A 24,897-nucleotide genomic window follows, 5' to 3' on the forward strand; every position below is an offset into this window, starting at 1 on the left:
GCTCAGAACGTGTAGCCGTCGTTGACGCTCATGCACTTCTTCTCCTCGCCGTTGATCTTGTCGTCGATCTTCGGCGCCTTGTCGTCGTCGGCGGAGTCCCCGGTCTTCGGGTAGGCCGCGCCCTCGCGCCAGTCGTTGCCGACCACCAGCGTCACATCGGTGACCGACTGGGACTCCTTGACCGCGCTCTTCGGCAGCCCCAGCGCCTTGGCCACGGCCAGCGCGTCGCCCTGCTTGGCCTCGCCCGGGTAGCTGATGGTGGTGTCGGCCTGCGAGGTCAGCTGGGTGTTGGCGGTGGCCTTGGCGTAGCCGAGCCGGACCAGCTCGCCGGTGATGGCGTTGGCCCGGCCGGAGGCCGGCCCCAGGACGGTGGAGCCGGTGCCGTTCTGCACGACCACCGCGAGCTCGCCCTTGGGCTCGCTGGGGGCCGGGACCTTGTCCTTCTTCTTCTTCTTGTCCTTGCCGTCCAGCGAGATGTCGTTGCGGATCAGCGAGAAGGTCTTCTCGGCGTCGCCGGGCTTGGGCACCACGTACTCGCCGTCGTTGCGGTACTCCCACGGCATGGTGACCATCGTGGTCCGCTTGGTCGGCACCCGCTTGAGGTCGTTGCCCAGGTCGTAGAGCTTCTTGACGGTGCCAAGGCCGTGGTCGACGGTCAGCGCGCTGGTCGCGGCCTCCGCCAGGTCCATCAGCTTGCCCGGGTCGGAGAGCTTGGTGCCGGACTTGAGCTGCCGGATCATGGAGGTCATGTACATGTGCTGGGCCTTGGCCCGGCCGATGTCGGTGTTGTCCTCGAAGCCGTACCGCGTACGCAGCCACTGGAGGGCCTGGACGCCCTTGACCGGGTGGGTGCCCTTGGTCAGCCGCAGACCGGAGCCGTGGCCGCGGCTGTCGTGGGAGTAGATGTTCTTGTCCACGCACACCGGGACGCCGCCGATGGCGTCCGCCATGGACACCACGCCCTTGAAGTCGACCATCATGAAGTGGTCGATGTAGATGCCGGTGAGCTCCTTCCAGGTGGCCACCGTGCAGCCGGGTCCGCCGTGCGTGAGCGACTCGTTGATCGGCGCGAACGTCTTCTCGTAGACCTCGTCGGTCTCCGGGTCGGTGCACTTGGGGATGGTGACCCGGGTGTCGCGCGGAATGCTGATCACCGACATGTTGCTGCGGTCGGCCGAGACGTGCACCAGCATCTCCACATCGGCGAGCCCCTTGCGGCCGACGTCCTGCTTGGCGCCGCCGAGCTTCAGGTTCTCCTTGTCGTTACGGCTGTCCTGGCCGATCAGGAGGATGTTCAGGGGGGTCTGGCCCGCGGCGTTCGGCTCGGGTTTGCTGAGCTTGCTGTCGCCGAGGTCGAGCTCCGCCTTCCTGATGTTGTTGTTCAGGTGCTCGTAGTAGAGATAGCCCGCGCCGGCCGCGCCGACTATCAGCACGGCCAGGGTCAGCGCGGTCCAGCGAAGTATTCGCACACCTCTGCTCCTCTTGCGGCGCGGCCCCTTGCCCTTGCGGCGGCGCCCGCCGCCCGCACCATCGGCACGGGCGGCGCGCCGGGACTCCGCACGGCCGCCGGCCCCCGCCCCGGCGGCACTCGCGGTGTCCCCGGCTCCGGCACCCTCGCGGCTTCTGGCCTCGCCGCCCCTGCGCTCGGCGTCATGCGGCGCGCCGACACCGCCCTCCTCGCGCGGGGCGCGGTCCCCGCCTCCGTCACGGGGTTCGGGCACCCGCCGACGGGAGCCCTCCCCCCGCACACTGCTCTGCCGCACCCGGCCTCCCCTGTTCATCAATGGTTCCGGCCCGATGGGTGAGAGTGCTCCGATGGCCGGCGGTGATTACTTCGCGCAGACGCTCTTGTCGTCCGCCTCGACTCTCTGAATGTCCTTCGGCGCCTTTGCCGGAGCGGTGATCGGTGTGCCGGCGCCCTTGAAGTCGGCGCCGAGTGTGAGGGTCATCTCCGCCATGGGGGCGGCGTCCTTGGTGCCCTCCTTGAGGGCGGAGCCGGGCAGCCCCATGCTGTCGGCCAGCCGGCGCGCCTGGTCGGCCTGGTTCGGGGCGTACTCCAGCGTCGTCTTCTTCAGATTCGCCGAAGCGTTTCCGCCGTTGCTGGAGCGGAGCATCCCCTCGGTGTTCTGCATCCAGTCGACGGTCTCCTGGGCCGCCCCCATCTTTCCGCTGCCGTTGAGGACCTTCACCCGGACGTTCGCCGGGTCGGCCTTGGGGCCCTTGAGCTTGGCGGCCTGCTTGGCCTTGTCGGCCTTTTCCTTCTTCTTCACCTCGGTCAGCGAAACATCCTGCCTGACCATGGCGAACAGCGGCTCCGCCTTGGCCTCGTCGAGTTTCACCGTCGCGCCGTCGGTGTTGTCGACCACCGGGACGGTGACGAAGGTGACGTTCTTCAGATCGACCTTGCTGAGGTTCAGCGCCAGGTCCTTGAGCTTGTTCACGGTGCCGATACCGGTGTCCACCGCGAGTGCCTTGGTGGCGGAGTTGGCCAGCTTCCACATCTTCGAGGGGCTGGTCAGGGTGCCGCTCGACTTCATCTTGCGCATCATCGAGCTGAGGAACTGCTGCTGGAGCTTGATCCGGTCCAGGTCGCTCTCGAAGCCGACGCTGTGCCGGGTCCGTACGAACGCCAGGGCCTGCTCGCCCTCGATGGTGTGCCGGCCCTTGCTCAGCTTGAGATGCGACTTCGGGTCGTCGATGTCCTTGCCCAGGCAGACCTCGACCCCGCCGACGGCGCTGGAGAGCGTCTTGACGGCGTTGAAGTCCGCCATCAGGAAGTGGTTGATCTCCAGCCCGGTGATCTTCTCGACCGTGTCCCAGGTGCAGCTGGGGTCGCGCCCCTCCTGCCCGAGGCTGGTGTTGAAGCGCACACCCTCCTCGCCCCGGATGGTCTCTTTGGTGCCGTCTTTCCTGGTGGTGCACTGCGGGATGTCGGTGATCATGTCGCGCGGAATGGACAGCGCGGTCGCGTTCGTCCGGTCCGCGGAGACATGGAAGAGGAGGGTGGTGTCGGCGTGGCCGACGCTCCCCGCGTCGCCGTATCCCTCGTTGCCCTTGCCGTCGCGTTTGTCGGTGCCGATGACCAGGATGTTCATCGGGCCGTCGCTGACCGCGGCGTTGTTCTCGCCGACGTCGTACTTCTTGATGTTGTTGTTGAGGTGCTGGTAGACGAGGTACGCCGCGACGGACCCGCCGACCAGGATGAAGGCGAGGGTGCCGCTGGTCCAGTACAGCACCTTCTTCGCCTTGGACTTCTTCGGCTTCGGCTTACGCCGGCTGGTGGGTCCCGTCGGCTTCTCCGGCTTGCCCGCCGCCCTCCGCCGCCCGCGCGACGGCGTCGCCGACGGCGGCTCGGGCTCGGCGCGGCGACGGCTCCTGGGTCTGGGGGCCGGCCGTTCCTCGGGGGTGATGTCCGCTGAATCCCCGGCAGGATTCAGCCGCAGCTCATAGCTGCCGGTGTTCGGGTCGAACACCCACTGATCGGCGGGATCAAAATCGTCCGCCTGCCCATGGCCTTGCGCGTCCACGGTCCCCTGAGTCCTCCGTTGGTGCCACGCGGCGCCTCCCCCTCAAGGCGCACCGGTCGATCGTTAAAAGGTAGTGCGCGGCCACCTGGTAAGCGCACTGGATCGCTCACACTATCCGCCCAGTTCAGCGTCAAGCGACGCCGGTGACAAATTCCACTTCCCTACAACTGGGCAATCTGCCCAATCCTTTCGAGATCTTTGAGGAACTGTTGAGCGTACCTTTTGGAGCTTTTATTGGCACATGTCATGTGCCGCGGTGGTTCCTTCGTACGGTGTGGACGTCCCGCTCTTGGGGTCGTCGCCGGAGGCGTGGGTGACCGTCTTGGCCACCGGCACCGGGTGATCCAGGCGGAGTTGCCGAAACAGCCGGTCGGCATCGGGCTGGACCAGCTCATCGCGGTTTCGGTTGTAGGTGTAGGGCTGTCGCGGAATCGTGAGGAACCGGATCTTCTCCCGAGGGATGTTCCGCATACCGCGCACCAGGTCGTACAGGTCCTTGAGTGAGCTCAGGCCCGGATCCGTGGTCAGTGAGGACGTCGCGGCGTCGAGCACCGGATACAGCCGGGTCGGATTGAGCAGTACACCATTGCTCTGCAACTTCTTCACAAGCGCGCCGAGGAATTCCTGCTGCCGCCCGATACGCTCGGTGTCGCTGCCGTCACCGATGCTGTAACGCGCCCGGACATAGCCGAGGGCCTGCTCACCGTGGAGCACCTGGCGGCCCTCGGGCAGCCGCAGATGCGCCTCGTCGTCCTCGATGGGCTCCTTCAGGCACACCTCGACGCCGCCGACGGCGTTGACCATCTTCTTGAAGCCGCTGAAATCCACGATCATGTGGTGATCGACCCGGATGCCGGTGAGCTTTTCGACGGTGCGGATCGTGCAGGCCGGCCCGCCGAATTCGAACGCCCAGTTGAATTGGGCGAACTTCGCCTTGCCTCGCTTCCCGTTCGCCTGGGTGCAGCTGGGGATGTCCACCATCAGGTCGCGCGGGATGGAGATGGCGGTGGCGCTCTTCCCGCCGGCCTGCAGATGCAGCAGGATCGTGGTGTCCGAGCGCTGGGTACCGGTGTCCTTGCCGTACTTGCCGTTGCCCTTGCCGCCGCGGTTGTCGGAGCCGATGAGCAGGATGTTCTGTGCGTCCCTGACCAGCGCCACCGGCCGCTCGGCCGCGAACTTCCGCAGCTCGTTCTCGGTGCGGGTGTCCGTCTTGATGTTGCCGTCGAGCCGTTCGTAGAGCCACCAGCCCACCCCGGCCCCGGACAGCACGAGCAGGGCCACCGCCAGCGCGAACAGACGCAGCCAGCGGCCCCGGCGTCTTCGTTTCGGCGCCTCTTCGGTGCTGTCTTCGGCGCTGTCTTCGGTGCTCTCCGCCGTCACGTCTGCGTCCTCCCACCCGTCCACCTCCTCGGCCGGGAGGAGCGGCATCGGCCCGTGCCGGGGCCGTGATTACCGGAACAGACATGCGAACCCCGCACATGGTTGTACGTAGCGTCGATCATCGCGCGGGGCGGGCGGCGGAGCCCGTGGGCTCGGCCCACGGGTCCGCCGGACGGGTCAGGGGCCGGCGGGGTTTTCCGGGAAGTGGCCGCTACGGCGCTTCCGCGGGGCCGCTACGGCGCGGTCGCGGTGACCCGCTCGCTGGTCCGGCGCTCGGCGAGGCGGCCCTCGTCCAGCCGGTCCAGATGGCGGCACAGCACCACAGAGCCGCCCGTGGCCAGCGGCGCGTACAGCCCGTACGACAGCCCCTCCCAGGTGTCGTACGGCAGCCCGGACAGCATCCGGGAGCCGGGGCCGAGCTCCCGCTCGGCCGCGTCGGCGCGCGCCCGCTCCACCAGCTCCGCGGCCGTCAGCTCGAGGCCGGCCACGGTGAGCGCGGGGGCGTGCGGGTCCACCGGTGCGTACGGCGCGAAGCGGTCGCCCTGGCCGGGCACCTCCACGGCGTAGTCGGTGAAGCCCTCCGGCGCCTGCGGGAACCGCCCGCCCAGGGGGCGCAGCGCCAGCGCCACCCGTTCCCCGGAACAGGCGCGCGCCGCCTCCAGCGTGTCGGGGCCGCTGACCACGAGGTCCGCGGCGGCCGGATCGCCGCCCACCTCGGCCACCACGCCCACGGAGGAGCAGGCCAGCAGCCACACCGCGGTCTGCCAGTGGGCGGGCAGCAGCAGCGCCAGCCGGTCGCCGGGCGCCGCGGCGAGGTCGCCCTGGAGGAGATTCGCGGTTTTCGCCACCCAATTGGCGAAGGTGGCCACGGACAGTTCGACGCGCTCGCCGGTCGCGTCGTCGTAGAAGGTGACAAGCGGACGCGCCGGATCCGCGGCGAGCGCGGATCGCAGCAGGTCGGCGGGGGTGTGATCGGTAGCGTTCATCGGCGCCAGGGTACGCGGCGCCGGGGCGCGCCACGGGCGGTGCGGGGGGCTGCGGACGCCGGATTCCGGGTCCGGTCAACGCCTTCTCGAATGGACAGATTTGTTGCTTTATGTCCAAGCTTTTTTCCATGCGTGCATTTCTGGCATCTTCGATCGGCGTCGCGTGCACCGCCGCCCTCGCTCTCCCCCTCACCCTCAACCCGGCCCCCGCCCGCGCGGACCGCGTCGGCTCCGCCGACGGCAGCACCCAGTCGCTGCCGCTGCTCCCGCTGGGCGGCGGCGGCCTCGACCGGGGCGCGGCGATGTCCTCCGGCGCCGCGCTGGGGGTCGCGCCACGGAGCGTGCGGCCCTTCTCCCTCGTCGGCGTGGTCTGGGACGACGCCTCCGCGCGGCTGGGCGGCCAGGTGCAGGTCCGCACCCGCGAGGCGGCCACCGGCGCGTGGTCGGCCTGGCGCGACCTGGAAGCGCTCGACGACGACGCCCCCGACCCCGATTCGCCCGAGGGCGCCCAGAGCCGGCAGCGCGGTGGCACCACGCCCCTGTGGGTCGGCGACTCCAACGGCGTGCAGGCCCGGGTCAGCCCCCGTGGCGGCTCCGGTGTGCTCTCCGCCCAGCCGGCCGGCCTGCCCTCCGGGCTCCGCCTGGAGCTCGTCGACCCGGGCCGTGGCCCCGCGACGGTCGCCCGGCCGCTGACCACCGACCCCAGCGCCGAGCCGAGTCCCGAGCCGAGCTCCGAGACCGGCTCCGAGACCGGCTCAGCCCCCAGCTCCGAGGCCAGTTCCGAGACCGGGATGGAGGAGCCCCCGGCGGACCTCTCCGCGTCGCCCGAGGCCCCGCAGGCCGACCCGGACGACGCGTCGGCGCCCCCGGAGCCGGAGCCCTCCGAGCTCACCCCCGAACCCTCCACCGCGCCCCCGCTGGAGCTCCCCGAGGAGCCGCCGAACACCAGCTCGGCCCATCCGTACACCGCGCCGCGGCCCCGTATCGTCACCCGCGCCGGCTGGGGCGCCGACGAGAAGCTGCGTGAGAAGGGCCACCGCTACACCAAGACCGTCAAGGCCGCCTTCGTCCACCACACCGTGACGGGCAACGCGTACAGCTGCTCGCAGGCGCCGTCCATGATGCGGAGCATCTACCGCTACCACGTCAGCAGCCTGGGGTGGCGTGACTTCGGCTACAACTTCGCCGTCGACAAGTGCGGAAACATCTACGAGGGCAGATCCGGGGGCGTGGCCAAGGCGGTTCAGGGCGCGCACACGCGCGGATTCAACACGAACAGCATGGGCATCGCGGTGCTCGGCACCTACTCCTCCAAGAAGCCCTCCAGCAAGGCCGTCAAGGCCGTGGCCAAGCTCACCGCCTGGAAGCTCGGCCTGTTCGGCCGGAACCCGAGCGGCACCACCCATCTGAAGTCCGCCGGCGGCAACAGATTCAAGAAGGGCACCAAGGCCAAGCTGCGCGTCATCTCCGGACACCGCGACGGCTACAACACCGAGTGCCCGGGCAACGCCCTGTACGCCAAGCTCGGCACCGTGCGCAGCACGGCCGCCCGGCTGCAGGGCCGCTGACCGCGTGGTCGGCGACCGCGGGGTCAGCGACCTCGGGGTCGCCGACCGCAGGGCCGCTGACCAGGCGCGGGCCGGGTACTCGGGGTCTGCATACACTGGCCGCCGACCCGGCGGGCCCCAGCAGGAAGCAGAGACGATACGTGACCACAGCGCCAGCGACGCCAGAAGCGATCCTCCTGGTCGGCGGCAAGGGCACCCGGCTGCGGCCGATGACGGTGAACACCCCCAAGCCGATGGTCCCGGCGGCCGGCGTCCCGTTCCTCACCCACCAGCTGGCGCGCGCCCGCGCGGCCGGGGTCGAGCACATCGTGCTCGCCACGTCGTACCTGGCCGAGGTGTTCGAGCCGTACTTCGGTGACGGCTCGTCACTCGGCCTGCACCTGGAATACGTGACGGAGCAGGAGCCGCTGGGCACCGGCGGCGCCATCCGCAACGTCGCCTCCCGGCTGCGCTCGGGCCCGGACGACCCGGTGCTCGTCTTCAACGGCGACATCCTCACCGGGCTCGACATACGCGCCCTCATCGACATCCACCGCACCACCGGCGCCGATGTCTCCCTGCACCTCACCCGCGTCACCGACCCGCGCGCGTACGGGCTGGTGCCGACCGACGCCACCGGGCGCGTCACCGCCTTCCTCGAAAAGCCGCAGACCGCCGAGGAGATCGTCACCGACCAGATAAACGCGGGCGCCTACGTCTTCAACCGCTCGGTGATCGACGCCATCCCGACCGGCCGCCCCGTCTCCGTCGAACGCGAGACCTTCCCCGGACTGCTGGCCGCGGGCGCCCACCTCCAGGGCATGGTCGACTCCACGTACTGGCTCGACCTCGGCACCCCGCAGGCCTTCGTCCGCGGCTCCGCCGACCTGGTGCTGGGCCGCGCGCCCTCCCCGGCGGTGCCCGGCCGCTGCGGCGACCGGCTGATCCTGGACGGCGCGCAGGTGGCGCGCGACGCCAAGCTCACCGGCGGCACCGTCATCGGCCCCGCGGCCCGGGTGGGCGCGGGCGCCAGCATCGACGGCTCCACCGTGCTGGCCGGCGCGGTGGTGGAGGAGGGCGCGCAGGTCCGCGACTCCCTCATCGGCGCACGGGCCCGGATCGGGGCCCGTACGGTGCTCCAGGGCGCGGTGGTCGGGGACGGTGCGCTGGTGGGGTCGGACAACGAGCTGCGGGACGGGGTGCGGGTGTGGTGCGGGGCGGACATCCCGGCGGGGGCGGTGCGCTTCTCGTCGGACCAGTGAGGTCCAGTGAGGTCCAGTGAGGTCCAGTGAGGTCCAGCGAGGTCCAGCGAGGTCCGGTGAGGGCTTGTGCGGGTGTGTCGGGGGCGCGCCGTAGGCTGGCGGTGTGCCCGCCCACCGCAGTTGGACCCCCTCCGGTCCGTACGACCTCGCGCGCAACCTGAGCGTGCTGCGGCGGGGGCCGGGGGACCCGGCGTTCCAGGTGTCCGCCGACGGCGCCGTCTGGCGGGCCAGCCGCACCCCTCAGGGCGCGGGGACGATACGCCTCGTACGCCGGGGCGAGGCGGTCGAGGCGCAGGCGTGGGGGCCGGGCGCGGACTGGCTGCTGGAACATCTGCCCGCCCTGCTCGGCGCCGAGGACGACCCCGCCGCCTTCACCCCACGCCACCGCCTGGTGCACCAGGCACACCGCCGCCACCCGGGCCTCAGACTGATCCGCACCGGGCTCGTCCTGGAGTCGCTGATCCCCTCGATCCTGGAGCAGAAGGTCACCAGCGATGAGGCGTACCGGGGCTGGCGGCTGCTGCTGCAGCGCCACGGCGAGCCCGCGCCCGGCCCCGCCGAGCGGCTGCGGGTCATGCCGGAGCCGCGCGCCTGGGCGCTGATCCCGTCGTGGGAGTGGCACCGGGCCGGGGTCGACGCCAAGCGCTCGTCGACCATCCTGCGGGCCGTACGGGCCGCCCGGCGGCTGGAGGAGGCCGCGGCCATGGATCTCGCCGCGGCCTCGGCCCGGCTCCAGGCCATCCCGGGCATCGGCCCGTGGACGGCGGCCGAGACGCTGCAGCGCAGCAACGGCACCCCGGACGCGATCACGGTCGGCGATCTGCACCTGCCGAAGATCATCGGCTATGCCCTCACCGGCGAGCGCGGCACCGACGACGCGGCGATGCTGCGGCTGCTGGCCCCCTACGCCGGCCAGCGCCACCGCGCTGCCCGTCTGATCCTCCTCTCCGGCCGCGTCCCGCCCCGCCGCGCCCCGCGCTTCTCGGTCCGGGACTTCCGGGCGATCTGAGCTCGCGCCTACGGGTCAGGCGTGCGCGTCGGGACCGCCGCCGATCCCCGGCACGCTGCACTTCGGGACCTGCGACACCAGCCGGAACGACACCGACTTGGTCGCGTTGTCCTTGCCGAACTCCGCCACGATGAGCAGCGTCGCCCCGGCGACCCGCCGGCCGTCCGACCGGACGGTGTCGTCCGGGATCAGGTCCGGGTGGATGACGGCCTTCCCGGGGTCGGACGGGAACGTCAGCGCGTAGCCCGCGGTGGCCCAGGGAGCATGGGGCGGCGCGCCCGTGGGGCAGTTCTCGTCCCCCTCCAGGGCAGCCGCCCGTACGCCCATCTTCTTCAGTTGCTGCTGGAGGCCGGGCAGGCCCTCGGGGCGGTTCAGGTGCAGGATCAGGGAGCCGTCGTCCTTCTTGGTCACGGCGTACGCGGGCGAGCCGCCCGAGCCGGTCAGCGTCGGCACGACCACCGCCGCCGCGGCGGCCGTCGCCACCGTCGCGACCGCGAGCGGGAGGCGAAGACGGCGGGCCGGGGCCCGGGTGGCCGGAGCGGGAGCCGGGGCGGGAGCCGGGGCGGTGGCCATGGCCGACAGCTCCGCCGCCAGGCGCTGCTTGAACTGGGTGGGCGCGCTCATGAGACAACCTCCAGGGTGTGTTCCGCACGTTCGGTGTGTTCGGTGTTCTCGGTGATGGGCGGCCGTCCGGCGCGCAGCGCGCGCTTCGCGCGGTGCAGGCGGACCCGCACGGTCGCCTGGTTGAGCCCGAGCGCCTGCGCGGCCTCGCGCGGGGTGAGGCCGTCGACGGCCACCAGATCGAGGACTTCGCGCAGCGGCTCGCTCAGCGCGCGGTGCCGCTCGACCAGTTCGCGCGCCTCCCGCTCCGCGTCGATCCGCTCCTCCAACGCGGCGATGTCCTCGTCGTCCAGCAGCCGACGCCCGTTCAGCCGGGCCATCACCTGCTGCTCGCGGGCGCTGCCCCGGTAGTGGGCGGCCAGGACGTTGCGCGCGATGCCGTACAGCCAGGCGGCGGGCGCCCCGCGTTTCGGGTCGTACTGGCCCGCGGCCTCCAGCGCGGCGACGAAGATGTCGGCGGTGAGGTCAGCGGCCAGCTGCGGGCAGGTCGTGCGCCGGGTCACAAAGCCGAGGACGGCGTCGAAGTTCTCTTCGTAGAACACCGCGAATCCGGCGGCGTCCGACCGGGGCGGCGCGGCCCGGCTCGCATGTCGTTCGGGCACGGCGGCCCGTTCGGGTATCAAGGGCACCCGTTCCTCCAACGTGGTCGGTGGTCCCTTCACCCGCTACTTGGCGCGGCGGCGGCCAACCGTTACATCGGTGGCCGCCGCCGGAGTTGCTGCCGGGTTATCGACTTGTGTGCAGGACCGTGCGGAACGTCACCGATACCCGGCGTCCACGGGGGATCCGTCCGGCCGCCCCAGGGTCGCTCTTGCGCGCGGCGATGGCATGCCGCCAGGCGTATCGGGCCGGGCCGGCCATGACCAGCAGGCTGCCCGGCGCCAGCGGCACCGCCAGCTCGGTGCCGTCGTCGGGGTCGGTGAAGTCCATCAGACAGCTGGAGCCCAGAGATATCGCGGCGACGACCGGCCCGAAGCACGGCACGCAGTCGACATGGGCGCTGATCCCCTGCCCCGGCCGGTACTCGTTGACGATCACCTGGTCCGCCTCCCGGTCCAGCAACCCCTCGTCCACCAGCCGGGCGGCCAGCTCCCGCGCCCACACCGGAAGCGGCGGCGCGGTCGGCTGCGACGCATCGGCGGCCACGGTGGCCACGGCGCGGCGGCCGTAGTCGTACCGATGGCCGTAGTGCTGTACGCGCCGCTTCAGCTGCGCCGACCACGACGCCGCATCGATCCCCGCGAGCAGGGCCGCACCGGCATCGGGGGCGAGCCAGTCGGCGATGTAGCGCAGCCCGGGCACCGCGGCGGCGGACGGCACTGAAGGCGGCTGCTGGGTGTCGGTGTCGGTGTCGGTGTCGGTGTCGAACGAGAGTTGGCCAGAGGTCTCGGACATGCCAGCACAGTAACCATCCGCCGGGGACGGCGGATTCACGGCGACATCAGGGCTCCGCCAGTGCCTGTACCTCCGCGTAGGAGGGCGCCGTGAGGTCCGTCGGCCGGCCGTCGCGGACGGCGGTCGCGGCGGTCACGGCCGCGGCCAGGGCCCTGCGGTAGAGCAGCGAGCCGAGGCTGACCCTGCGTACGCCCAGCGCGGCCAGTTCGGCGAGCGTGGGCCCGGTCGGCGTGTACAGGATGTTCAGCGGGACGAGGAGAGCCGCCGTCAGCGCGGCGATCCCGTCCGGATCCGACAGCCCCGGTACGAACACCCCGTCCGCCCCCGACTGTTCGTAGCGTGCGAGGCGCGCCGCGGTCTCCTCCCTCTGGCGTCCGAGCCAGTGGGTGTCGGTGCGGGCGTTCACGAACAGCGCGGGTACGGCGGCCTTGACCGCGGCGATCTTCGCGGCGTGCAACTCCACGGGGGCGAGGGTGCCGTCCGGCCGGCCGTCTTCCAGGTTGATCCCCGCGGCGCCCGCCTCGTACAGCTGGCGGGCCAGCGCGGCCACTTCCTCCACGTCGTCGCTGAAGCCCCCTTCGGCGTCGACGGTGAACAGGAAGGACCCCCGGCCGAGGCTGCGGGCCAGGGCCAAGGTCGCGTCCGCGGTCGCGGCCGCCCCGTCCGGCAGACCGGCGGCCGCGGCCACGCCCAGGCTCGTGGTGCCGATCGCCGGGAAGCCCTGTGCCGCCAGGGCGGCGGCGGAGGCGTAGTCCCAGGCGTTGGGCAGCAGCAGCGGGGTGGCGGCCTGGTGGTGCAGCCGGGCGAAGGCCGTCAGCGGGCGCTGGAGCAGTCCGTCGGCCAGGGCGAGGGCGTGGGCCCGGCCCGGGCAGACTCGCGGCGGTGCGCCGAAGGCCAGGGGTACGGGGTGCGCGCGCTGGGCGGTCGCGAGGTCAAGCAGCACCACATCGCCCTCGGCGATCTCCCGGCCGCCGACCCGGGTGGCGCGGGCGGCGATCCGGCGCATGGTCCGTACCGGCGGATCCTCCCGGAGCACCCGGGCCGGCGGTACGTCGGGGCTGGTCGCGGCGTCCGTCGGTGTGTCGCCTGCGGCAGGTGGTACGTCGCTGCCCGCCGCGGCCTTCACCGGCGCGGCCCCCGCAGCTGGCGGTACGTCGCTGCCCGCCGCGGACTCCACCAGCGCAGCCCCCGCGCAGGACTCCACCAGCGCAGCCCCCGCGCAGGACTCCACCAGCGTGGCCGTCGCATCGCATGCCTGCACCAGCAGCCCGATGCGGTTGGCGACGGCCTCCAGAGCGGCCTCATCGGCACCGGCCGGCGCCAGCCGTGCCACCAGCCGGGCCACCGCCTCGTCCGCGGCCGGGTCCGTACCCCCGAAGTAGGCCCCGGCCACCACGGTCACCGCCTCCGCGACCGCCCCGGGCTCCGGCATCCCCAGGGCTTCGGCGAGGGCACGCACCACCCGCACCCGGAGCTCCTCCTTGGGCCCGGTCGCCGCCGCCCGCCACAGTGCGGCGGGCTCCAGCCGGGCCAGTTCGGCCTCCACCAGAGCCCGCCGCCGCCGATGCGCCTCACCGGAGCTGAACCGGGCCACGGCGGCACGCAGCCAGGCGACGCTCGCCCCGACCGGACCCCCGTCCGAAGCCCCCTCCGATGTGGGCAGTTCCGGGACGAGCGCCGGGTCGGCGAGCGCCGCCCGTACGTCCGCGATGCGGTTGAACTCATGCGTCGTGTGCGTCCTGTGCGTCATGGCCCGACGCTAGGGGCGGAACACTTCGGCGCCGCTCGAACCGTTCGCCGCCCGGCGACGGCTGTGTCGGCAGGGCTTGCGAACATGTCCGCATGAGCAAAGTGATCACGATGAAGACGGTCACCCTGAGCAAGGCTCTCGCCTATCTGCGGGGCGGCGAGCTCACCGCTCTGCAGGAGGAGATCCTCGGCAAGATGCGAGAGCGGGCGCGGGCCGACCAGAACGTGCTCGACCGCCACGGCCCCGACTGGGGCCTCACCGTCCCCGAGGCCCTGGAACACCTCATCAGGGGCCGGGCCGACGCGGAGGGCGAGTGCGTCGGCAACGCGTACTACTCCGCGCTGCTGGCCGTCATCGGGTGCACCGGATCCGACCCCATCGACGTGGGCGTGTATTCCAAACCGTCCACCTTCTTCGGCCTCATGGACAAGGAGCTCCGTGCGCTGGGGGTCCCCGCCGACCTGCTGCCGTGCAGTTTCCTGTTCGCGGACTTCGCCGACCTGCTCCCGTTCCACATCCCGAGCCCCATGGACGGCTACCCGGCCATCGGCTACCTCCCGCTCTCCAAGGCCAAGCCCGTCGCCGACGCGTACACGGCCGTACTCGACCGCATGGACGACGACTTCACCCGCCACGCCGAACTCCTCATCGACAAACTCAATGTGGAGCACGAGGAGTGGCAGAGCTCCCTGGAGTACGGCCACACCATGGACACGCTCGTGTTCTGGACCGTGGGCTGAACTTATGACCGTCGTGGTTTCCGGACCAGCGGTGCCGTGACGCATACGGCGGCGAGGAGGATGCCGAAGCCGACCGCCAGGGCGGTGGTGTAGCCGTGCACGGACGCCTCGGACCGGTGATCCGGTTCTCGGCGTTGGCGCGCTTTCCCACGGACAGGTCTTTGGTCCAGCGGAACCGGATCCGACCGATTCTGGGGATGTTGACCATGCCCCAGCGGCGGTGCACCCGGGTGATGCACAGGTCCCGGCCCTGAGGGATGTCCACGGACAACACCGTGTGGAAGCGGGCTTTGAACCCGGGGGCACCGGCGCGGCCTTCCCAACAGTTCTTCCACGCCTGCACGTACGCCTTGAGCACGGCCTGGGCGGCCTGGGCAGGCAGCCCTGCGAGCCAGTCGATCTCCTTGCGGGCCTGGCGGATCGCCGCGTCCGCCGCCGCGAGGGAACGCTTGTCCCTGGGCAACATGGTCCACCAGTCGTGCAGCAGGTTCCACAGGGTGCGGGCCGCGTGCGCCTGACCATCCATCAGCTGGACCTGTGGAGGCGGCAGTGCCAGCCGGGCGCGATGCCCGAACTGCCGCTTCTCACATGCACGTTCCGTGATCACGCGACTACGATACCGCTTGACTCGCGCCGCGGCGCTGGAAGCCGAATCCTGACGTACGCACCGGACGTCACGTCGTCTACAACCTGCATGTCCATTTGGTCCCTGTCGCCAAGTACCGGCGGCGGGCCTTTGATGAACGTACGCCGGTGGCCGAGCGCACCGCTGACCCTGCCGCCGATCAGCAGCAGCCCGCCGAAGGCCAGAGCGTGCGCGGTGATCGCCCATTGCCGGCTCGCGTCCGACATGCCGAGTGCGCTCACCCCGGGTCGAACCCGGGCGGGGCCCGTGTCAGCCCTTCCGTATAGCTTCACCTGCCATGACCAGCCTGGATGCAACGATGAGGTCGTCGGCCGACCCGGCGAAGGTGAAGTTCTACCGGATCGCCGTCGAGGGCCCCCGGCTGATCCGCTCGGCGTGGACTGAGGGAAGGCGGCCCCGGGAGACCGTGACGGAGTGCGCGAACGAGCATGAGGCGGCGCGGGAGTTCGAGGAGCTGCGCTGGAAGAAGCTGCGGGAGGGCTTCGCCTGCGTCGCCGACGCCACCCAGGCGGCGCGCGGCGCCGTCGTGCTCGACGTCAAGGTCCCCAACCGGTCCTGGGCGGAGGCGTTCGACCTGTCTCCGGACGGCCGGACCATCGTCGTCGGCACCATGCTCAAGGACGCGTACGGCGCCGAGATCCACCTGATCGACGTGGCTACCGGACACCGCCGGCTGATCCACGCCGAACCAGTGGGCAAGAGGCAGACATTCGTGCACGCCGTGCACTTCGACGCCGGCGGTGAGCGCATCGTCTACGCGCTCAATGAGGAAACGCGGCTCTTTGATCCGGCAAGCGGGCAGACCCGGATTCTCGGCCAGTACCGGGAGTTCCAGGACGCCGACTTCAACCCCTTCCGCGTCCGCCCTTCGTGGGACGCGGCCCGGCGACGACTGCTGCTCTTCGACACGGGCGACCGCGTACGCATCCTCGACGCACTCGACCAGGAATGGAACGAGGTGTTCGCGACGTCCGCGGAAAGGCCCTCCATGCGCTGCTGGGCGGGCGCGCTTTCGCCGTCCGGGAAGCTCATGGCGCTGTGCTTCACCAAGGGGTCCCGGTACAAGGAGGACGACCCCGAGGTCACCGAGGTCGAGATCTGGGACATCGACCGGGATGCGGTCCTGTGCCGTATCCCGATGGACCGCAAGCCCCATGCGATCGGCTTCGACCCGGCCGACACGCTGCTGGTCGCCAACCCCGAGTCCGCCGGGGGGCCCTGCGCGTACTCCCTGGAGGCCGGCGAACTCGTCTGGCACTTCCCGCACCCGAACCCGCACCTCACCGACCGCTGGGCCACCTGCTACGGCTGGGCCTACTCGCCCGACGGCGCCACCTTGGCCATCGGCCGGCGGGGCGACACCGACGTCGTCGATGCCGCCACTCGCCACAGCGACCCCGCTTTCGTACGCCACCCAGGAGGGCGCGGCACTGGGCGCACCTATACGGTCAGGTTCTCCGCGGACGGCTCGCTCGTCGCCTCCGGCGGCGACACCGGCCGCATCATCGTGTGCAGACTCTGAGCAGGCGGGAGGAGTCCGTCAGGTGGGGGGAGTCCGTCAGGCGGGTTCGGCGTTGAGGACGCGCCCGGCGGGGCTGCGGGTGTGGACCCATGCGGGCAGCGCGGTCAGCGCCGCGATGGCCAGCAGGATGGTGAGCGCGGCGCTGAGCAGCCACGATCCCGGGGGTGTGACCTGCGTGCCGAACAACCAGTACAGGCCGAGCCCGGTCGGAATACCCACCGCCACTCCGGGCACGGCGGGCAGGAGTTGCGCGGCGCAGAGCGCCGCGACGACCTGGCCGGGTGTGGCGCCGAGGGTACGGGCGATGGACAGGGCGCGCCGGGCCTGCACGGCGGTGCTCCAGCCGAGGAGCACGGTGTTGAGCGTGGACAGCGCCACCAGCGTGAGCGTGACGGCGAGCAGCACCTCGCCGGTCAGGTCGACCCGCACTTCGACGGGGCCGAACCGCTTGAAGTCGGGCCTCCCGCCGAGTTCGGTGTGCCAGGTGAGCAGGGCGGTGACCATGAGGGTGGTGGTGGCCGTACCGGCGGAGGCCAGGACGGCGCGGCCGGGCCGGCGGGCGAGCAGCCGGATGCCGAGCAGGAGCGAGGTGGGCAGATGCGCCGTCATGGCGTTCAGGCGCGGGTGGCGCGTGAGCAGGTGCGCCGGGTCGGCCAGGGCGTGGACGGTGCTGGTGCGGGCGGCGCGCAGGGCGGGGCCGAGCGCACCGGTCAGGGCGACCACGACGGCGAGGAAGATCGCGGCGGTGACGGTGTCGGAGTCCGGAGGGCTGACGGTGTTGAGCAGCCCGGCGCTGGGATCGACCAGGTGGGGTGCGGCCAGCGTTCCGGCGGTCAGCCCGAGCGCGGAGGCCAGGAGGGTCAGCAGCAGGTACTGCGCCAGCAGGGCGGAGGTGACGGTGGCGGGTCCGGCGCCGACGGCCTTGAGCAGTGCGGCACGCCGGTTGTCGCGGGCGGCGCGGGTGGTGGCGAGCGCGGCGAGGGTGACCATCGCGGCGACGGCGAGCAGCCAGCCGCCGACCACCAGGGCAGGCTGGATGGCCCGGATCATGGACAGGTCCGACTGGAGGACGTCCTGCCAGTAGTGGACGTTGACCGAGGAGTCGACCTCGCGGTCGCGGCCGAACACGGTGTCCTGCCATCGTTTCGTCGCCGTGGGATCGGTCAGCTTCAGATGGATCAGGTGGACACTGGGCTCGTCCCCCGCCGCCGCGCGGGTGTCGGCTGAGGTGAGCCAGATCCTGCCGCCGTAGTCGGACGGCCCGGCCCCCTGCGCGGCGTCGCTTGCCGGATACACCCCGGTGGCCGCGCTGATCGCGGTCCCGACGACGGGATAGCCGCGTCCGCTGATGGTGACGCGGTCGCCGACGCGCACGCCGAGTGCTTGCGCGAACCCGCGCTCGACCACCGCGCCGCCGGGACGCACCCAGGTGCCGGAGGTCACCAGCGGCCGGTCCACGGCGGACGGTGCGGTCTCGCGCCCCTCGACCGAGGAGTGCGCGGTCCGGCCGTGCGCCTTGATGTAGGTGTCGAACGCGAAGACCGGGTCGGCCTGCGCGGCCACACCGGGCGCGTCCGCGAGGAGTTCGGCCACGCGGGACGGGTCCGTGGCCGTCGTGGTGGCGATGATGTCGGGCCCCGCGGTGGCCGCGCGGGTCTTCTCGTACCCGCTGACCACCGCGTCGTTGGTCGCCAGTCCGAGGGTCAGGCTGGCGCCGGCGATGGTGACGGCGAGCAGGAACATGACGGCCTCGGCGGGACGGCGGCGCATATCGCGCAGGACCAGGCGCCATATCAGCAGCAGATGACCCATGGTCAGTCCTCCCAGCTCAAGAGCGTGCCGAGCCGTGTGGTGCCGCTGTCGGTGCTGCTGCTGCTGCTGCCGCTGCCGCTGTCGGTGTTCAGGGAGGTGCCCAGGGGGGTGTCGTGGGCCAGCGTGCCGTCGCGCAGGGAGACGATGCGGTCGGCGGTGGCGGCGACGCGTTCGTCGTGGGTGACCATGACCAGGGTCTGGCCGGCGGCGCGCAGCTCGTCGAAGAGCCGGAGGATGTCGTGGGTCGCGGCGCTGTCGAGGTTTCCGGTGGGCTCGTCGGCGAGGACCACCAGCGGCTTGTTGACCAGGGCGCGGGCGATGGCGACCCGCTGCCGCTGTCCGCCGGACAGCTCCGAGGGCAGATGCCGCGCCCGGTCGGCGAGTCCGACCTGATCGAGGAGTTCGGCGGCACGGCGGCGGGCGGTGCGCGGCGAGGCGCCGGCGAGCAGCGCGGGCAGCTCGACGTTCTCCGCCGCGGTCAGCTCGTCCATCAGGTGGTACGCCTGGAAGACGAACCCGACGGCGCGGCGCCGCAGCCGGGCCAGCGCCCGCTCGCCGAGGTCGTCGACGCGCCGCCCACCGAGCCACACCTCGCCCTCGGTGGGCCGGTCGAGACCGCCGAGAAGCTGGAGCAGCGTGGACTTACCGCAGCCGCTGGGCCCGGTCACGGCGAGCGTCTGCCCGGTGGGAACATCGAGGTCGACCCCGTCGACGGCCCACACCGCGCTCTCGTCCTCCCCGTACACCCGGGCCAGACCGACCGTGCGCAGCACCGGCCCGGCCGCCGCACCGTGCCCGCGGCCCGTCCATCCCGCGCCCGGGCTGTCGTCCGTACCCCGCCGCCGGGACCGGCCCCTGGCCCGCTGACCGTCACTCGTCATCCGTTTCCTCTGCCTTTCCCACGCCGTATGTGGGCGGACCAGGTCCGCTCGCACGCCTCCAACCAGCGCAGATCGGCCTGCAATCGGAGCGCGATGCCCTCCAGAAGCAGCCCGGCCTCCGAGCCCGTGTCGAGAGCGAGGGCGGCGCGCTGGGTTTCGGCGAGGTTGCGCATCAGCTCCCGCCGCCGCGCGTCCACGAGCGCGAGCGGATCAGCCAGGCCGGACTCGCCGGCGGCCACCAGCTTCAGGTGGAACTCCGCCACGTCCGCTCTGGGCCCGGGGTCCTCGGCCATCCACGCGGCCACCCGCTCCTGCCCGGCCGCGGTCAGCGCGTACACCTTGCGGCGCGGGCCGCGCACCGGCTCGTCCTCACGCTCCTGGACGACCAGGCCCGCCTTTTCGAGCCGGGTGAGCGTCACATAGATCTGCCCCGCGTTCAGCGTCTCCCCCAGCGGCCCGAGCGCCGCCACCAACCGCCCGCGCAGGTCGTACCCGTGCGATGGCTCCTTGGCCAGCAGCGCCAGCACCACGTCCTGCACGGACCACCCTCCTCTGCGACCCCTCAATAGATAGCGGTTATCTAAAGGGGCGTCAAACCGGCGAGCGCGCCTGGGCGGGGATCGGGCCGGAGCTGTGCCCGGTGGGGTCGGGGCAAAAGTAGGAGGGGGCATTCCGGAATATTCATGGCAGGGCGGTTGATCGTGAATCTTGAATCGCGGTGAGCCGCGTGATTCCCTGTCGATCACGCCCAGGGCGGCGATTGGGAATCAAGTCCCTTTGGCCAGCGGTCAGTTGGGAGTCATTCCGGCGTCCGCGAAACCTTCCGCTTCGGAACGCGTTCCGCCCTGAGCGGTCACACCAGTCAACGGGGAGGTGAACTGTGATGCAGGGCGACGAACTCCAGGAGACCAACGAGCTCCAGGCCTATGAAACTCCCAAGATGGTCGAGTGTGGCTCCTTCCAGGAGGACACCGGCTATTTCGGCCTGACCGGCTACGAGAACGTGATTCATTTCTACGACAGGCTCTGAGGATCCAAGGCTCTGAGGATCCAAGGCTCTGAGCCTCTGAGGCCGACGCTGATGCGGCACACCCCCTAAGGACATTGACATGGCCGATGCCGGTTGGCATTACTTCGTCGCGCTGCCGGATGTTGAGGGCGCGGCAGCCGCTATCGGCCGGCTCCCCACGGGCGGCGTGCGCATCCTGCTGAGGCACCGGTCCGGCCGGCCCTGTGTGGCCGGCCGGCCGGCCGAAGGCCGGGCCCTGGTGGCGGAGCGGGGCGACACCCGGCTCGCCGTGATCGGCCACTGCTCGGCGACCCAGGACGAGCTCGCCGCGGCGGCCGCCCGAATCGACGATCTGGCCGACCTCGACCGACTGGGCCTGGCCTGGGCCGGCAGCTACCACCTCGTCGCCTCCGTGCGTGGCCGGCTGCGCGTACAGGGCACCGCCTCCGGACTGCGCCGGGTCTTCCACGGTGAGCTGGGCGCGCATGGTGAGCTGGGCGCGCATGGTGAGCTGCGCGCACTCACCATCGCCGCGGACCGCGCGGACGTTCTGGCGGCCGTACTGGACGCCCCGCTCGACCCGGCCCTGCTCGCCCTGCGCACCCTGGACGCGCTGCCGCACCCACTAGGCGACCTACCTCCGTGGCGCAACGTCTCCGCGGTGCCCCCGGGCTCGTACCTGGCGCTGGATCCGGACGGTCGGCGGCCCCTGGTCAAACGCTGGTGGCAAGCCCCCGAACCGGTGGTTTCACTGACCGAGGGCGGCCAACTGTTGCGCCAGGCGCTGGACGACGCCGTGCGCGTACGCACCCGCGGCACCCAGACCGTCAGCGCGGACCTCTCCGGTGGCATGGACTCCACCAGCATCGCCCTGCTGGCCGCCCGGCACAGGCCCTCGCCCACCACGTTCACCACGTTCACCATGGAGAACGACGACCAGGCCGACGAGGACGTCCAGTGGGCCAGGCAGGCCGCCGCCGGTCTGCCGGACCTCAACCACATCGTCTACTCCAACCGCGAACTGCCGCGGTTCTTCGGCGGCCTCATGGAGGTGGACGGCGTTCCCGACGAGCCGTCCACCGCCGTACTGAGCGCGCCCCGACTGCGCGCCATACGACAGCGGGCCCTCGCGCACCGCTCGCGGCTGCACCTCGACGGGCTCGGCGGCGACCAACTGCTGCGCGGCCACCCGGCCTATCAGCACGACCTGTTGCGCCACCGGCCGCTGATGGCCGCCCAGCGGCTGAGGGTCCTGAGCCAACTGCGTCGAAGCAGCTGGGGCGTGGAGGCCCGAGGTCTGCTGGACGGCCGCTCCTACCGCCGCTGGTTCGCGGATCGGGTCCACGGCCGCGTCCGCCGTACCCCGAACCCCCTGTCCGACTGGGGCCACTTCCCCAGCCTGCCCGTATGGCTCACCCCGGACGCCAGGGACCTGGTGAACCGCACCCTGCACGAGGCGGCCGCGACGGCCGAGCCGCTGGCGCCGACGCGGGGGCGGCACAACGACCTCCTGGCCATCCAGGACGCCGGGCGGCTCGTCCGCCAGTGCCACCAGCTGACCGAAACCCAGGACTTCAGTCATACCTCCCCCTTCCTCGACGACCAGGTCATCCAGGTGTGCCTGGCCGTCCGGCCCGAAGAGCGAGTCACCCCCTGGGAGTTCAAACCCCTCATCAAGGCGGCGATGGCGGACATCATGCCGCCAGGGGTGCTGACCCGGCGGACCAAGGGCGACGGCACCACGCTCGTCGCCGAGGGCTTCGAAGCGCACCGGCGGGAACTGGCGGAACTGTGGGACGGCTCCCGCCTGGCCGCCCTGGGCCTGATCGACCCCGGGCCGCTGCGCGAGCTGTTCGACCTGTCCTACACCGACAGCCTCCACCGAGGCGCGATGCAGTCCGCGCTCAGCTGTGAACTGTGGGCCCGGGCCACGGCCACCCAGCCGACAGCCGCCACCCACCCCTGAGCCACAGGCCCGAGGCAGGAGACAACCATGACATGGAGACTGCACCCCGACGTCTCAACCGTGGACACCGACTACGGAACGGTTCTGCTGGACGGCAGGGACGGCCGCTACTGGCAGCTCAACGGGACCGCGTCCCTCGCCTTCCGCGCCCTGGTCGACGGCAGCACGGTGCAGGAGACCACCGAGCGGCTGATGGCCGTCTACGACGTCGACGAGCCACGCGCCCGTGCGGACGTGGAGGGGCTGATGGCCAGTCTCCAGCAGGCGAAGGTGGTGCAGCAGCGTTGAGTTCGGTCGTACCGCACCGGACGGAGGTCCGGCTCTCCCCGGGCCGCCGCCTGCTGGTGCTGCTCGCCGTGGCCGTCGCCCGGCGCTTGGCCGCCAAGCCGCCGGCCCGGACCCGCGCCATACTGACCCGCCTGCGCAGGGGCGCTCGCCCGGCCACGTACGAGGAGGCCCGCGCCGCCCGGGAGGCCGTGGTAGCCGTAAGCCTCCGCTGCGCCGGGGACGAAGGGTGCCTGCCTCGTTCACTGGCGATCGTCCTGCTGTGCCGGGCCCGTGGCACCTGGCCCACCTGGACGGTGGGAGTACGGGCCCGCCTGCCGTTCGGCGCCCATGCGTGGGTGGAGGCTGAGGGGCGCATGGTCGAGGAGAAGGCGGACCCTTCCTACTTCCGCCCCCTGTTCTCGGTGCCGGCGGAAGGTGCCACCTGACGCCCAGCTGATGGGTGCTCAGGCGCCGAGTGCCCGCCGGAACACGTCCGTGTGTGCGGCGCACCAGGCGGCGAAGGTGCGTGGCTTGCGGGCGAGGAGCTGCTCGACGGTGTCCGTCCGGAGTCCGGCGGTGTCGGCGCGCATGAGGGTGAACCCTTCTACGAGGGCTTCGGCGAGGGCCGGTGGTGCTCCGTGGGGGAATCGGGACCGTACCGCCTCGTCGGCTGTGGCCACGTCGCGGATCTCGATGGCGGTCCCGGTCGTTTCCGCGAGGATGCGGACCTGGTCGGTGACGGTGAGCGTTTCCGCGCCGGTCAGGACGTACTCCTTGCCCTGGTGGCCGTCCTCGGTCAGGGCGATGGCGGCCACCGCGGCGATGTCCGCGGGGTCGATGGGTGCGTAGCGGCCGGGGCCGATGGGGTCGAGGACGTAGCGGGCTTCGCGGAGGGTGGGCAGCCAGTCCAGGGCGTTGGTCATGAAGCCGCCGGGGCGCAGAAAGGTGGCCGGGATGCCGGAGGCGCGGACGAGATTTTCGCGTTCGTGGTGCCAGCGGCCCATGGCGGGCATGGGGTCGCCCAGGACGTTGAAGGAGGACAGGTGCACGATGTGCCGTACTCCGGCGGCCTGGGCGGCGGCGACGGCGTGTGCGGTGTGGGCGGTGCCGATGCCCGGGGTGAGCAGGAACAGGCGGTCTGCGCCGTGGAAGGCGGAGGTGAGTGTCGTCGGTTCGTCCAGGTCGGCCACGACGCGTTCGGCCCGCTGGGGCAGGTCGGCGGCGCGGGCCGGGTCGCGCACGAGGATACGGAATTCGGTGCCTTGTGCGTCGAGTTGGCGGACGAGTTCGCGGCCGACGTTTCCGGTGGCTCCGGTGAGCAGTAGCATGACACTCCTTCGGTCATTTGCCGGTTAACGAGTTCATCGGGTCGGACGTTAGCCGGGAAATGATTAGCCGTCAAACGATCGACTGGCGGCGTCGGGTGCCTCGTCCCGTCCCGTACGTCGCCTCACCGAAAGGCCGCGATGCCCGAGTTCCTGGACTTGCACAGCAAGACATCGAAGACCCTGCGGGCCCTCGCCGAGCGCGGCATGCGGGAGCACGGCCTCCACCTCGGCCAGAACCACCTCCTCGCGGCCCTCTGGGAACACGACGGCCGCACCCCGGGCGAGATCGCCGCGGCGCTCCACGTCACCACGCCCACCGTCACCAAGATGGCCACCCGCATGGCCGCCGCCGACCTGCTCACCCGGCGCCCCGACGACCGGGACAGCCGCCTGGTCAGGCTGTGGCTCACCGACGCCGGACGCGCCCTGCAACAACCGGTCGAGCAGGAACGCCGACGCATGGAGGAAGCCGTGACCGCGGACCTCACCGACGACGAGCGGCGGCACTTGCTCAGCGCGCTGACAAAGATCCACCGCGCTGCGAACGACCTCCTGGACGACGCCTGAACTCTTCGACGCCTGAAGTCCTCGACGCCGTCATCGATCCGGCTGATCCGCCTCCGCCGGGCTCTGCGGGAGGTCGACGGTGACGTCGAGGCCGCCGCCGGGCCGGGTGGTGACCGAGATCCGGCCCCCGTGGGCGAGGGCGACCGCGCGCACGATCGACAGCCCTAGTCCCAGCCCCGGGCCGTCGGTACGGACGCGGGTCCGCATGCTCGTCCCAGACCTTGTCCGGCAGGGTTTCCGCGCTGACCACATCACCCCCGGCGGCGAGCAACTGCTCCAGCACACCGAACTCCTTGGGCGTCAGCCGCAGCAGCCGCCCGTCCCGCTCGGCGCTGCGCCGGGCCGGATCCAGGGCCACCCCGGCGGCACACAGCACCGGCGGACGGGCCGGCGCGCTGCGCCGCACCAGGCGCGTCGCCGTGCACCAGCGGCAGGTCCCGGTCCAGGACCACCACGTCGTACGGCGTGATCTCGCACTTGTCCAGAGCGCTGCGGCCGTCGAGGGCGACGTCGACGGTGAAGCCGTGCTTGCGCAGCCCGGCTTCGATGTACCCGACGAGGGGCTGTTCGTCTTCGACCAGGAGCACACGCATCCGGGGAGTATCGCAACGCCCGTATATGGAAGGCATATGGTCCGCCGATCGGCCGCCGATCGGCCGCCGATCGGTGCCGACCGGTAGAT

General features: G+C 71.5%; 23 protein-coding genes and 3 pseudogenes. 10 read left to right on the forward strand and 16 right to left on the reverse strand.

Annotated features, from left to right (window positions below; genetic code table 11):
- Positions 1 to 2: 2 nt before the first annotated feature.
- The 4 genes from ACH4U7_RS45650 to ACH4U7_RS45665 form a co-directional block, all read right to left on the reverse strand.
- A complete protein-coding gene (locus ACH4U7_RS45650) occupies positions 3 to 1,781 on the reverse strand; it encodes an LCP family protein (protein ID WP_398533673.1) in 1,779 nt (592 codons plus the stop codon).
- A 48-nt stretch (positions 1,782 to 1,829) separates the two neighbouring features.
- Positions 1,830 to 3,527 carry an LCP family protein gene (locus ACH4U7_RS45655; protein ID WP_398533674.1) on the reverse strand — a complete coding sequence of 566 codons (1,698 nt, stop codon included), beginning with the start codon at positions 3,525 to 3,527 and terminating at the stop codon, positions 1,830 to 1,832.
- Between the two features lie 231 nt (positions 3,528 to 3,758).
- A complete protein-coding gene (locus ACH4U7_RS45660; protein WP_398533675.1) occupies positions 3,759 to 4,955 on the reverse strand; it encodes an LCP family protein in 1,197 nt (398 codons plus the stop codon).
- 185 nt (positions 4,956 to 5,140) lie between these two features.
- Entirely contained in the window at positions 5,141 to 5,893 is a 753-nt protein-coding gene (locus tag ACH4U7_RS45665; RefSeq protein ID WP_398533676.1) for a TIGR03089 family protein, read from the reverse strand.
- Between the two features lie 128 nt (positions 5,894 to 6,021).
- Here ACH4U7_RS45665 and ACH4U7_RS45670 point away from each other — a divergent pair, with 128 nt between their 5' ends.
- The 3 genes from ACH4U7_RS45670 (at position 6,022) to ACH4U7_RS45680 (ending at position 9,711) form a co-directional block, all read left to right on the forward strand.
- Positions 6,022 to 7,461 carry an N-acetylmuramoyl-L-alanine amidase gene (locus ACH4U7_RS45670; protein WP_398533677.1) on the forward strand — a complete coding sequence of 480 codons (1,440 nt, stop codon included), beginning with the start codon at positions 6,022 to 6,024 and terminating at the stop codon, positions 7,459 to 7,461.
- A gap of 140 nt (positions 7,462 to 7,601) precedes the next feature.
- Positions 7,602 to 8,702, forward strand: coding sequence for a sugar phosphate nucleotidyltransferase (locus ACH4U7_RS45675; RefSeq protein WP_398533678.1), 1,101 nt, complete (start codon positions 7,602 to 7,604; stop codon positions 8,700 to 8,702).
- Positions 8,703 to 8,805: 103 nt separating this feature from the next.
- Positions 8,806 to 9,711 (forward strand): DNA-3-methyladenine glycosylase family protein, encoded by a 906-nt coding sequence (locus tag ACH4U7_RS45680; protein ID WP_398533679.1) that lies wholly within the window; start codon positions 8,806 to 8,808, stop codon positions 9,709 to 9,711.
- Between the two features lie 15 nt (positions 9,712 to 9,726).
- Here the strand turns inward: ACH4U7_RS45680 and ACH4U7_RS45685 are convergent, their stop codons facing one another.
- The 4 genes from ACH4U7_RS45685 to ACH4U7_RS45700 all read right to left on the reverse strand — a co-directional run bounded on the left by ACH4U7_RS45685 (position 9,727) and on the right by ACH4U7_RS45700 (position 13,477).
- On the reverse strand, positions 9,727 to 10,335 hold the full coding sequence (locus ACH4U7_RS45685; RefSeq protein WP_398533680.1) for a hypothetical protein: 609 nt from the start codon (positions 10,333 to 10,335) through the stop codon (positions 9,727 to 9,729).
- A complete protein-coding gene (locus tag ACH4U7_RS45690; protein WP_398533681.1) occupies positions 10,332 to 10,961 on the reverse strand; it encodes an RNA polymerase sigma factor in 630 nt (209 codons plus the stop codon). Before ACH4U7_RS45690 ends, ACH4U7_RS45685 begins: the two co-directional genes overlap by 4 nt.
- A gap of 97 nt (positions 10,962 to 11,058) precedes the next feature.
- On the reverse strand, positions 11,059 to 11,727 hold the full coding sequence (locus ACH4U7_RS45695) for an alpha-ketoglutarate-dependent dioxygenase AlkB (protein WP_398533682.1): 669 nt from the start codon (positions 11,725 to 11,727) through the stop codon (positions 11,059 to 11,061).
- Positions 11,728 to 11,773: 46 nt separating this feature from the next.
- A complete protein-coding gene (locus ACH4U7_RS45700; protein WP_398533683.1) occupies positions 11,774 to 13,477 on the reverse strand; it encodes an isocitrate lyase/phosphoenolpyruvate mutase family protein in 1,704 nt (567 codons plus the stop codon).
- 92 nt (positions 13,478 to 13,569) lie between these two features.
- Between ACH4U7_RS45700 and ACH4U7_RS45705 the strand changes: the two genes are divergently transcribed.
- The gene (locus ACH4U7_RS45705; RefSeq protein ID WP_398533684.1) at positions 13,570 to 14,217 is read left to right on the forward strand and encodes a hypothetical protein; all 648 of its coding nucleotides are present in this window, start codon (positions 13,570 to 13,572) and stop codon (positions 14,215 to 14,217) included.
- 106 nt (positions 14,218 to 14,323) lie between these two features.
- On the opposite strand, the pseudogene ACH4U7_RS45710 reads toward ACH4U7_RS45705, so the two are convergent.
- Both ACH4U7_RS45710 and ACH4U7_RS45715 read right to left on the reverse strand, forming a co-directional pair.
- Positions 14,324 to 14,743, reverse strand: a pseudogene (locus ACH4U7_RS45710) (RNA-guided endonuclease TnpB family protein); the annotation flags it as partial.
- Positions 14,744 to 14,949: 206 nt separating this feature from the next.
- Positions 14,950 to 15,135: pseudogene (locus ACH4U7_RS45715) on the reverse strand (hypothetical protein); the annotation flags it as partial.
- Positions 15,136 to 15,140: 5 nt separating this feature from the next.
- Here ACH4U7_RS45715 and ACH4U7_RS45720 point away from each other — a divergent pair.
- Positions 15,141 to 16,385, forward strand: a complete 1,245-nt coding sequence (locus ACH4U7_RS45720; RefSeq protein WP_398533685.1) for a WD40 repeat domain-containing protein — start codon at positions 15,141 to 15,143, stop codon at positions 16,383 to 16,385.
- Positions 16,386 to 16,421: 36 nt separating this feature from the next.
- Here the strand turns inward: ACH4U7_RS45720 and ACH4U7_RS45725 are convergent, their stop codons facing one another.
- From ACH4U7_RS45725 to ACH4U7_RS45735, 3 genes are read right to left on the reverse strand one after another with little or no spacing between them, the layout of a single operon-like run.
- Positions 16,422 to 18,197, reverse strand: a complete 1,776-nt coding sequence (locus ACH4U7_RS45725; protein WP_398533686.1) for an FtsX-like permease family protein — start codon at positions 18,195 to 18,197, stop codon at positions 16,422 to 16,424.
- Positions 18,198 to 18,199: 2 nt separating this feature from the next.
- Entirely contained in the window at positions 18,200 to 19,078 is an 879-nt protein-coding gene (locus ACH4U7_RS45730) for an ABC transporter ATP-binding protein (RefSeq protein WP_398533687.1), read from the reverse strand.
- The gene (locus tag ACH4U7_RS45735) at positions 19,075 to 19,617 is read right to left on the reverse strand and encodes a PadR family transcriptional regulator (protein WP_398533688.1); all 543 of its coding nucleotides are present in this window, start codon (positions 19,615 to 19,617) and stop codon (positions 19,075 to 19,077) included. The genes ACH4U7_RS45730 and ACH4U7_RS45735 overlap by 4 nt, the downstream gene beginning before the upstream one ends.
- A 344-nt stretch (positions 19,618 to 19,961) precedes the next feature.
- Here ACH4U7_RS45735 and ACH4U7_RS45740 point away from each other — a divergent pair, with 344 nt between their 5' ends.
- The 4 genes from ACH4U7_RS45740 (at position 19,962) to ACH4U7_RS45755 (ending at position 22,766) form a co-directional block, all read left to right on the forward strand.
- A complete protein-coding gene (locus tag ACH4U7_RS45740) occupies positions 19,962 to 20,108 on the forward strand; it encodes a keywimysin-related RiPP (protein ID WP_107485598.1) in 147 nt (48 codons plus the stop codon).
- Between the two features lie 79 nt (positions 20,109 to 20,187).
- Entirely contained in the window at positions 20,188 to 22,053 is a 1,866-nt protein-coding gene (locus ACH4U7_RS45745) for an asparagine synthase-related protein (protein ID WP_398533689.1), read from the forward strand.
- 27 nt (positions 22,054 to 22,080) lie between these two features.
- Positions 22,081 to 22,341, forward strand: coding sequence for a lasso peptide biosynthesis PqqD family chaperone (locus ACH4U7_RS45750; RefSeq protein ID WP_398533690.1), 261 nt, complete (start codon positions 22,081 to 22,083; stop codon positions 22,339 to 22,341).
- Positions 22,338 to 22,766 (forward strand): lasso peptide biosynthesis B2 protein, encoded by a 429-nt coding sequence (locus tag ACH4U7_RS45755; RefSeq protein WP_398533691.1) that lies wholly within the window; start codon positions 22,338 to 22,340, stop codon positions 22,764 to 22,766. The genes ACH4U7_RS45750 and ACH4U7_RS45755 overlap by 4 nt, the downstream gene beginning before the upstream one ends.
- 18 nt (positions 22,767 to 22,784) lie before the next feature.
- Here ACH4U7_RS45755 and ACH4U7_RS45760 read toward each other — a convergent pair whose 3' ends face one another.
- Positions 22,785 to 23,648, reverse strand: coding sequence for an NAD(P)H-binding protein (locus ACH4U7_RS45760; RefSeq protein WP_398533692.1), 864 nt, complete (start codon positions 23,646 to 23,648; stop codon positions 22,785 to 22,787).
- A gap of 138 nt (positions 23,649 to 23,786) precedes the next feature.
- Here ACH4U7_RS45760 and ACH4U7_RS45765 point away from each other — a divergent pair, with 138 nt between their 5' ends.
- Positions 23,787 to 24,215: a MarR family winged helix-turn-helix transcriptional regulator gene (locus ACH4U7_RS45765; protein ID WP_398533693.1), complete on the forward strand. Its 429-nt coding sequence runs from the start codon at positions 23,787 to 23,789 to the stop codon at positions 24,213 to 24,215.
- 30 nt (positions 24,216 to 24,245) lie between these two features.
- Here the strand turns inward: ACH4U7_RS45765 and ACH4U7_RS45770 are convergent, their stop codons facing one another.
- Positions 24,246 to 24,467, reverse strand: coding sequence for a sensor histidine kinase (locus ACH4U7_RS45770; protein WP_398533726.1), 222 nt, complete (start codon positions 24,465 to 24,467; stop codon positions 24,246 to 24,248).
- A pseudogene (locus ACH4U7_RS45775) lies at positions 24,412 to 24,808 on the reverse strand (response regulator transcription factor); the annotation flags it as partial. The pseudogene ACH4U7_RS45775 and the gene ACH4U7_RS45770, both read right to left, overlap by 56 nt.
- Between the last annotated feature and the right edge of the window lie 89 nt (positions 24,809 to 24,897).

The sequence above is a fragment of the Streptomyces sp. NPDC020845 genome (assembly GCF_044334165.1).
Classification (GTDB): Bacteria; Actinomycetota; Actinomycetes; order Streptomycetales; family Streptomycetaceae; genus Streptomyces.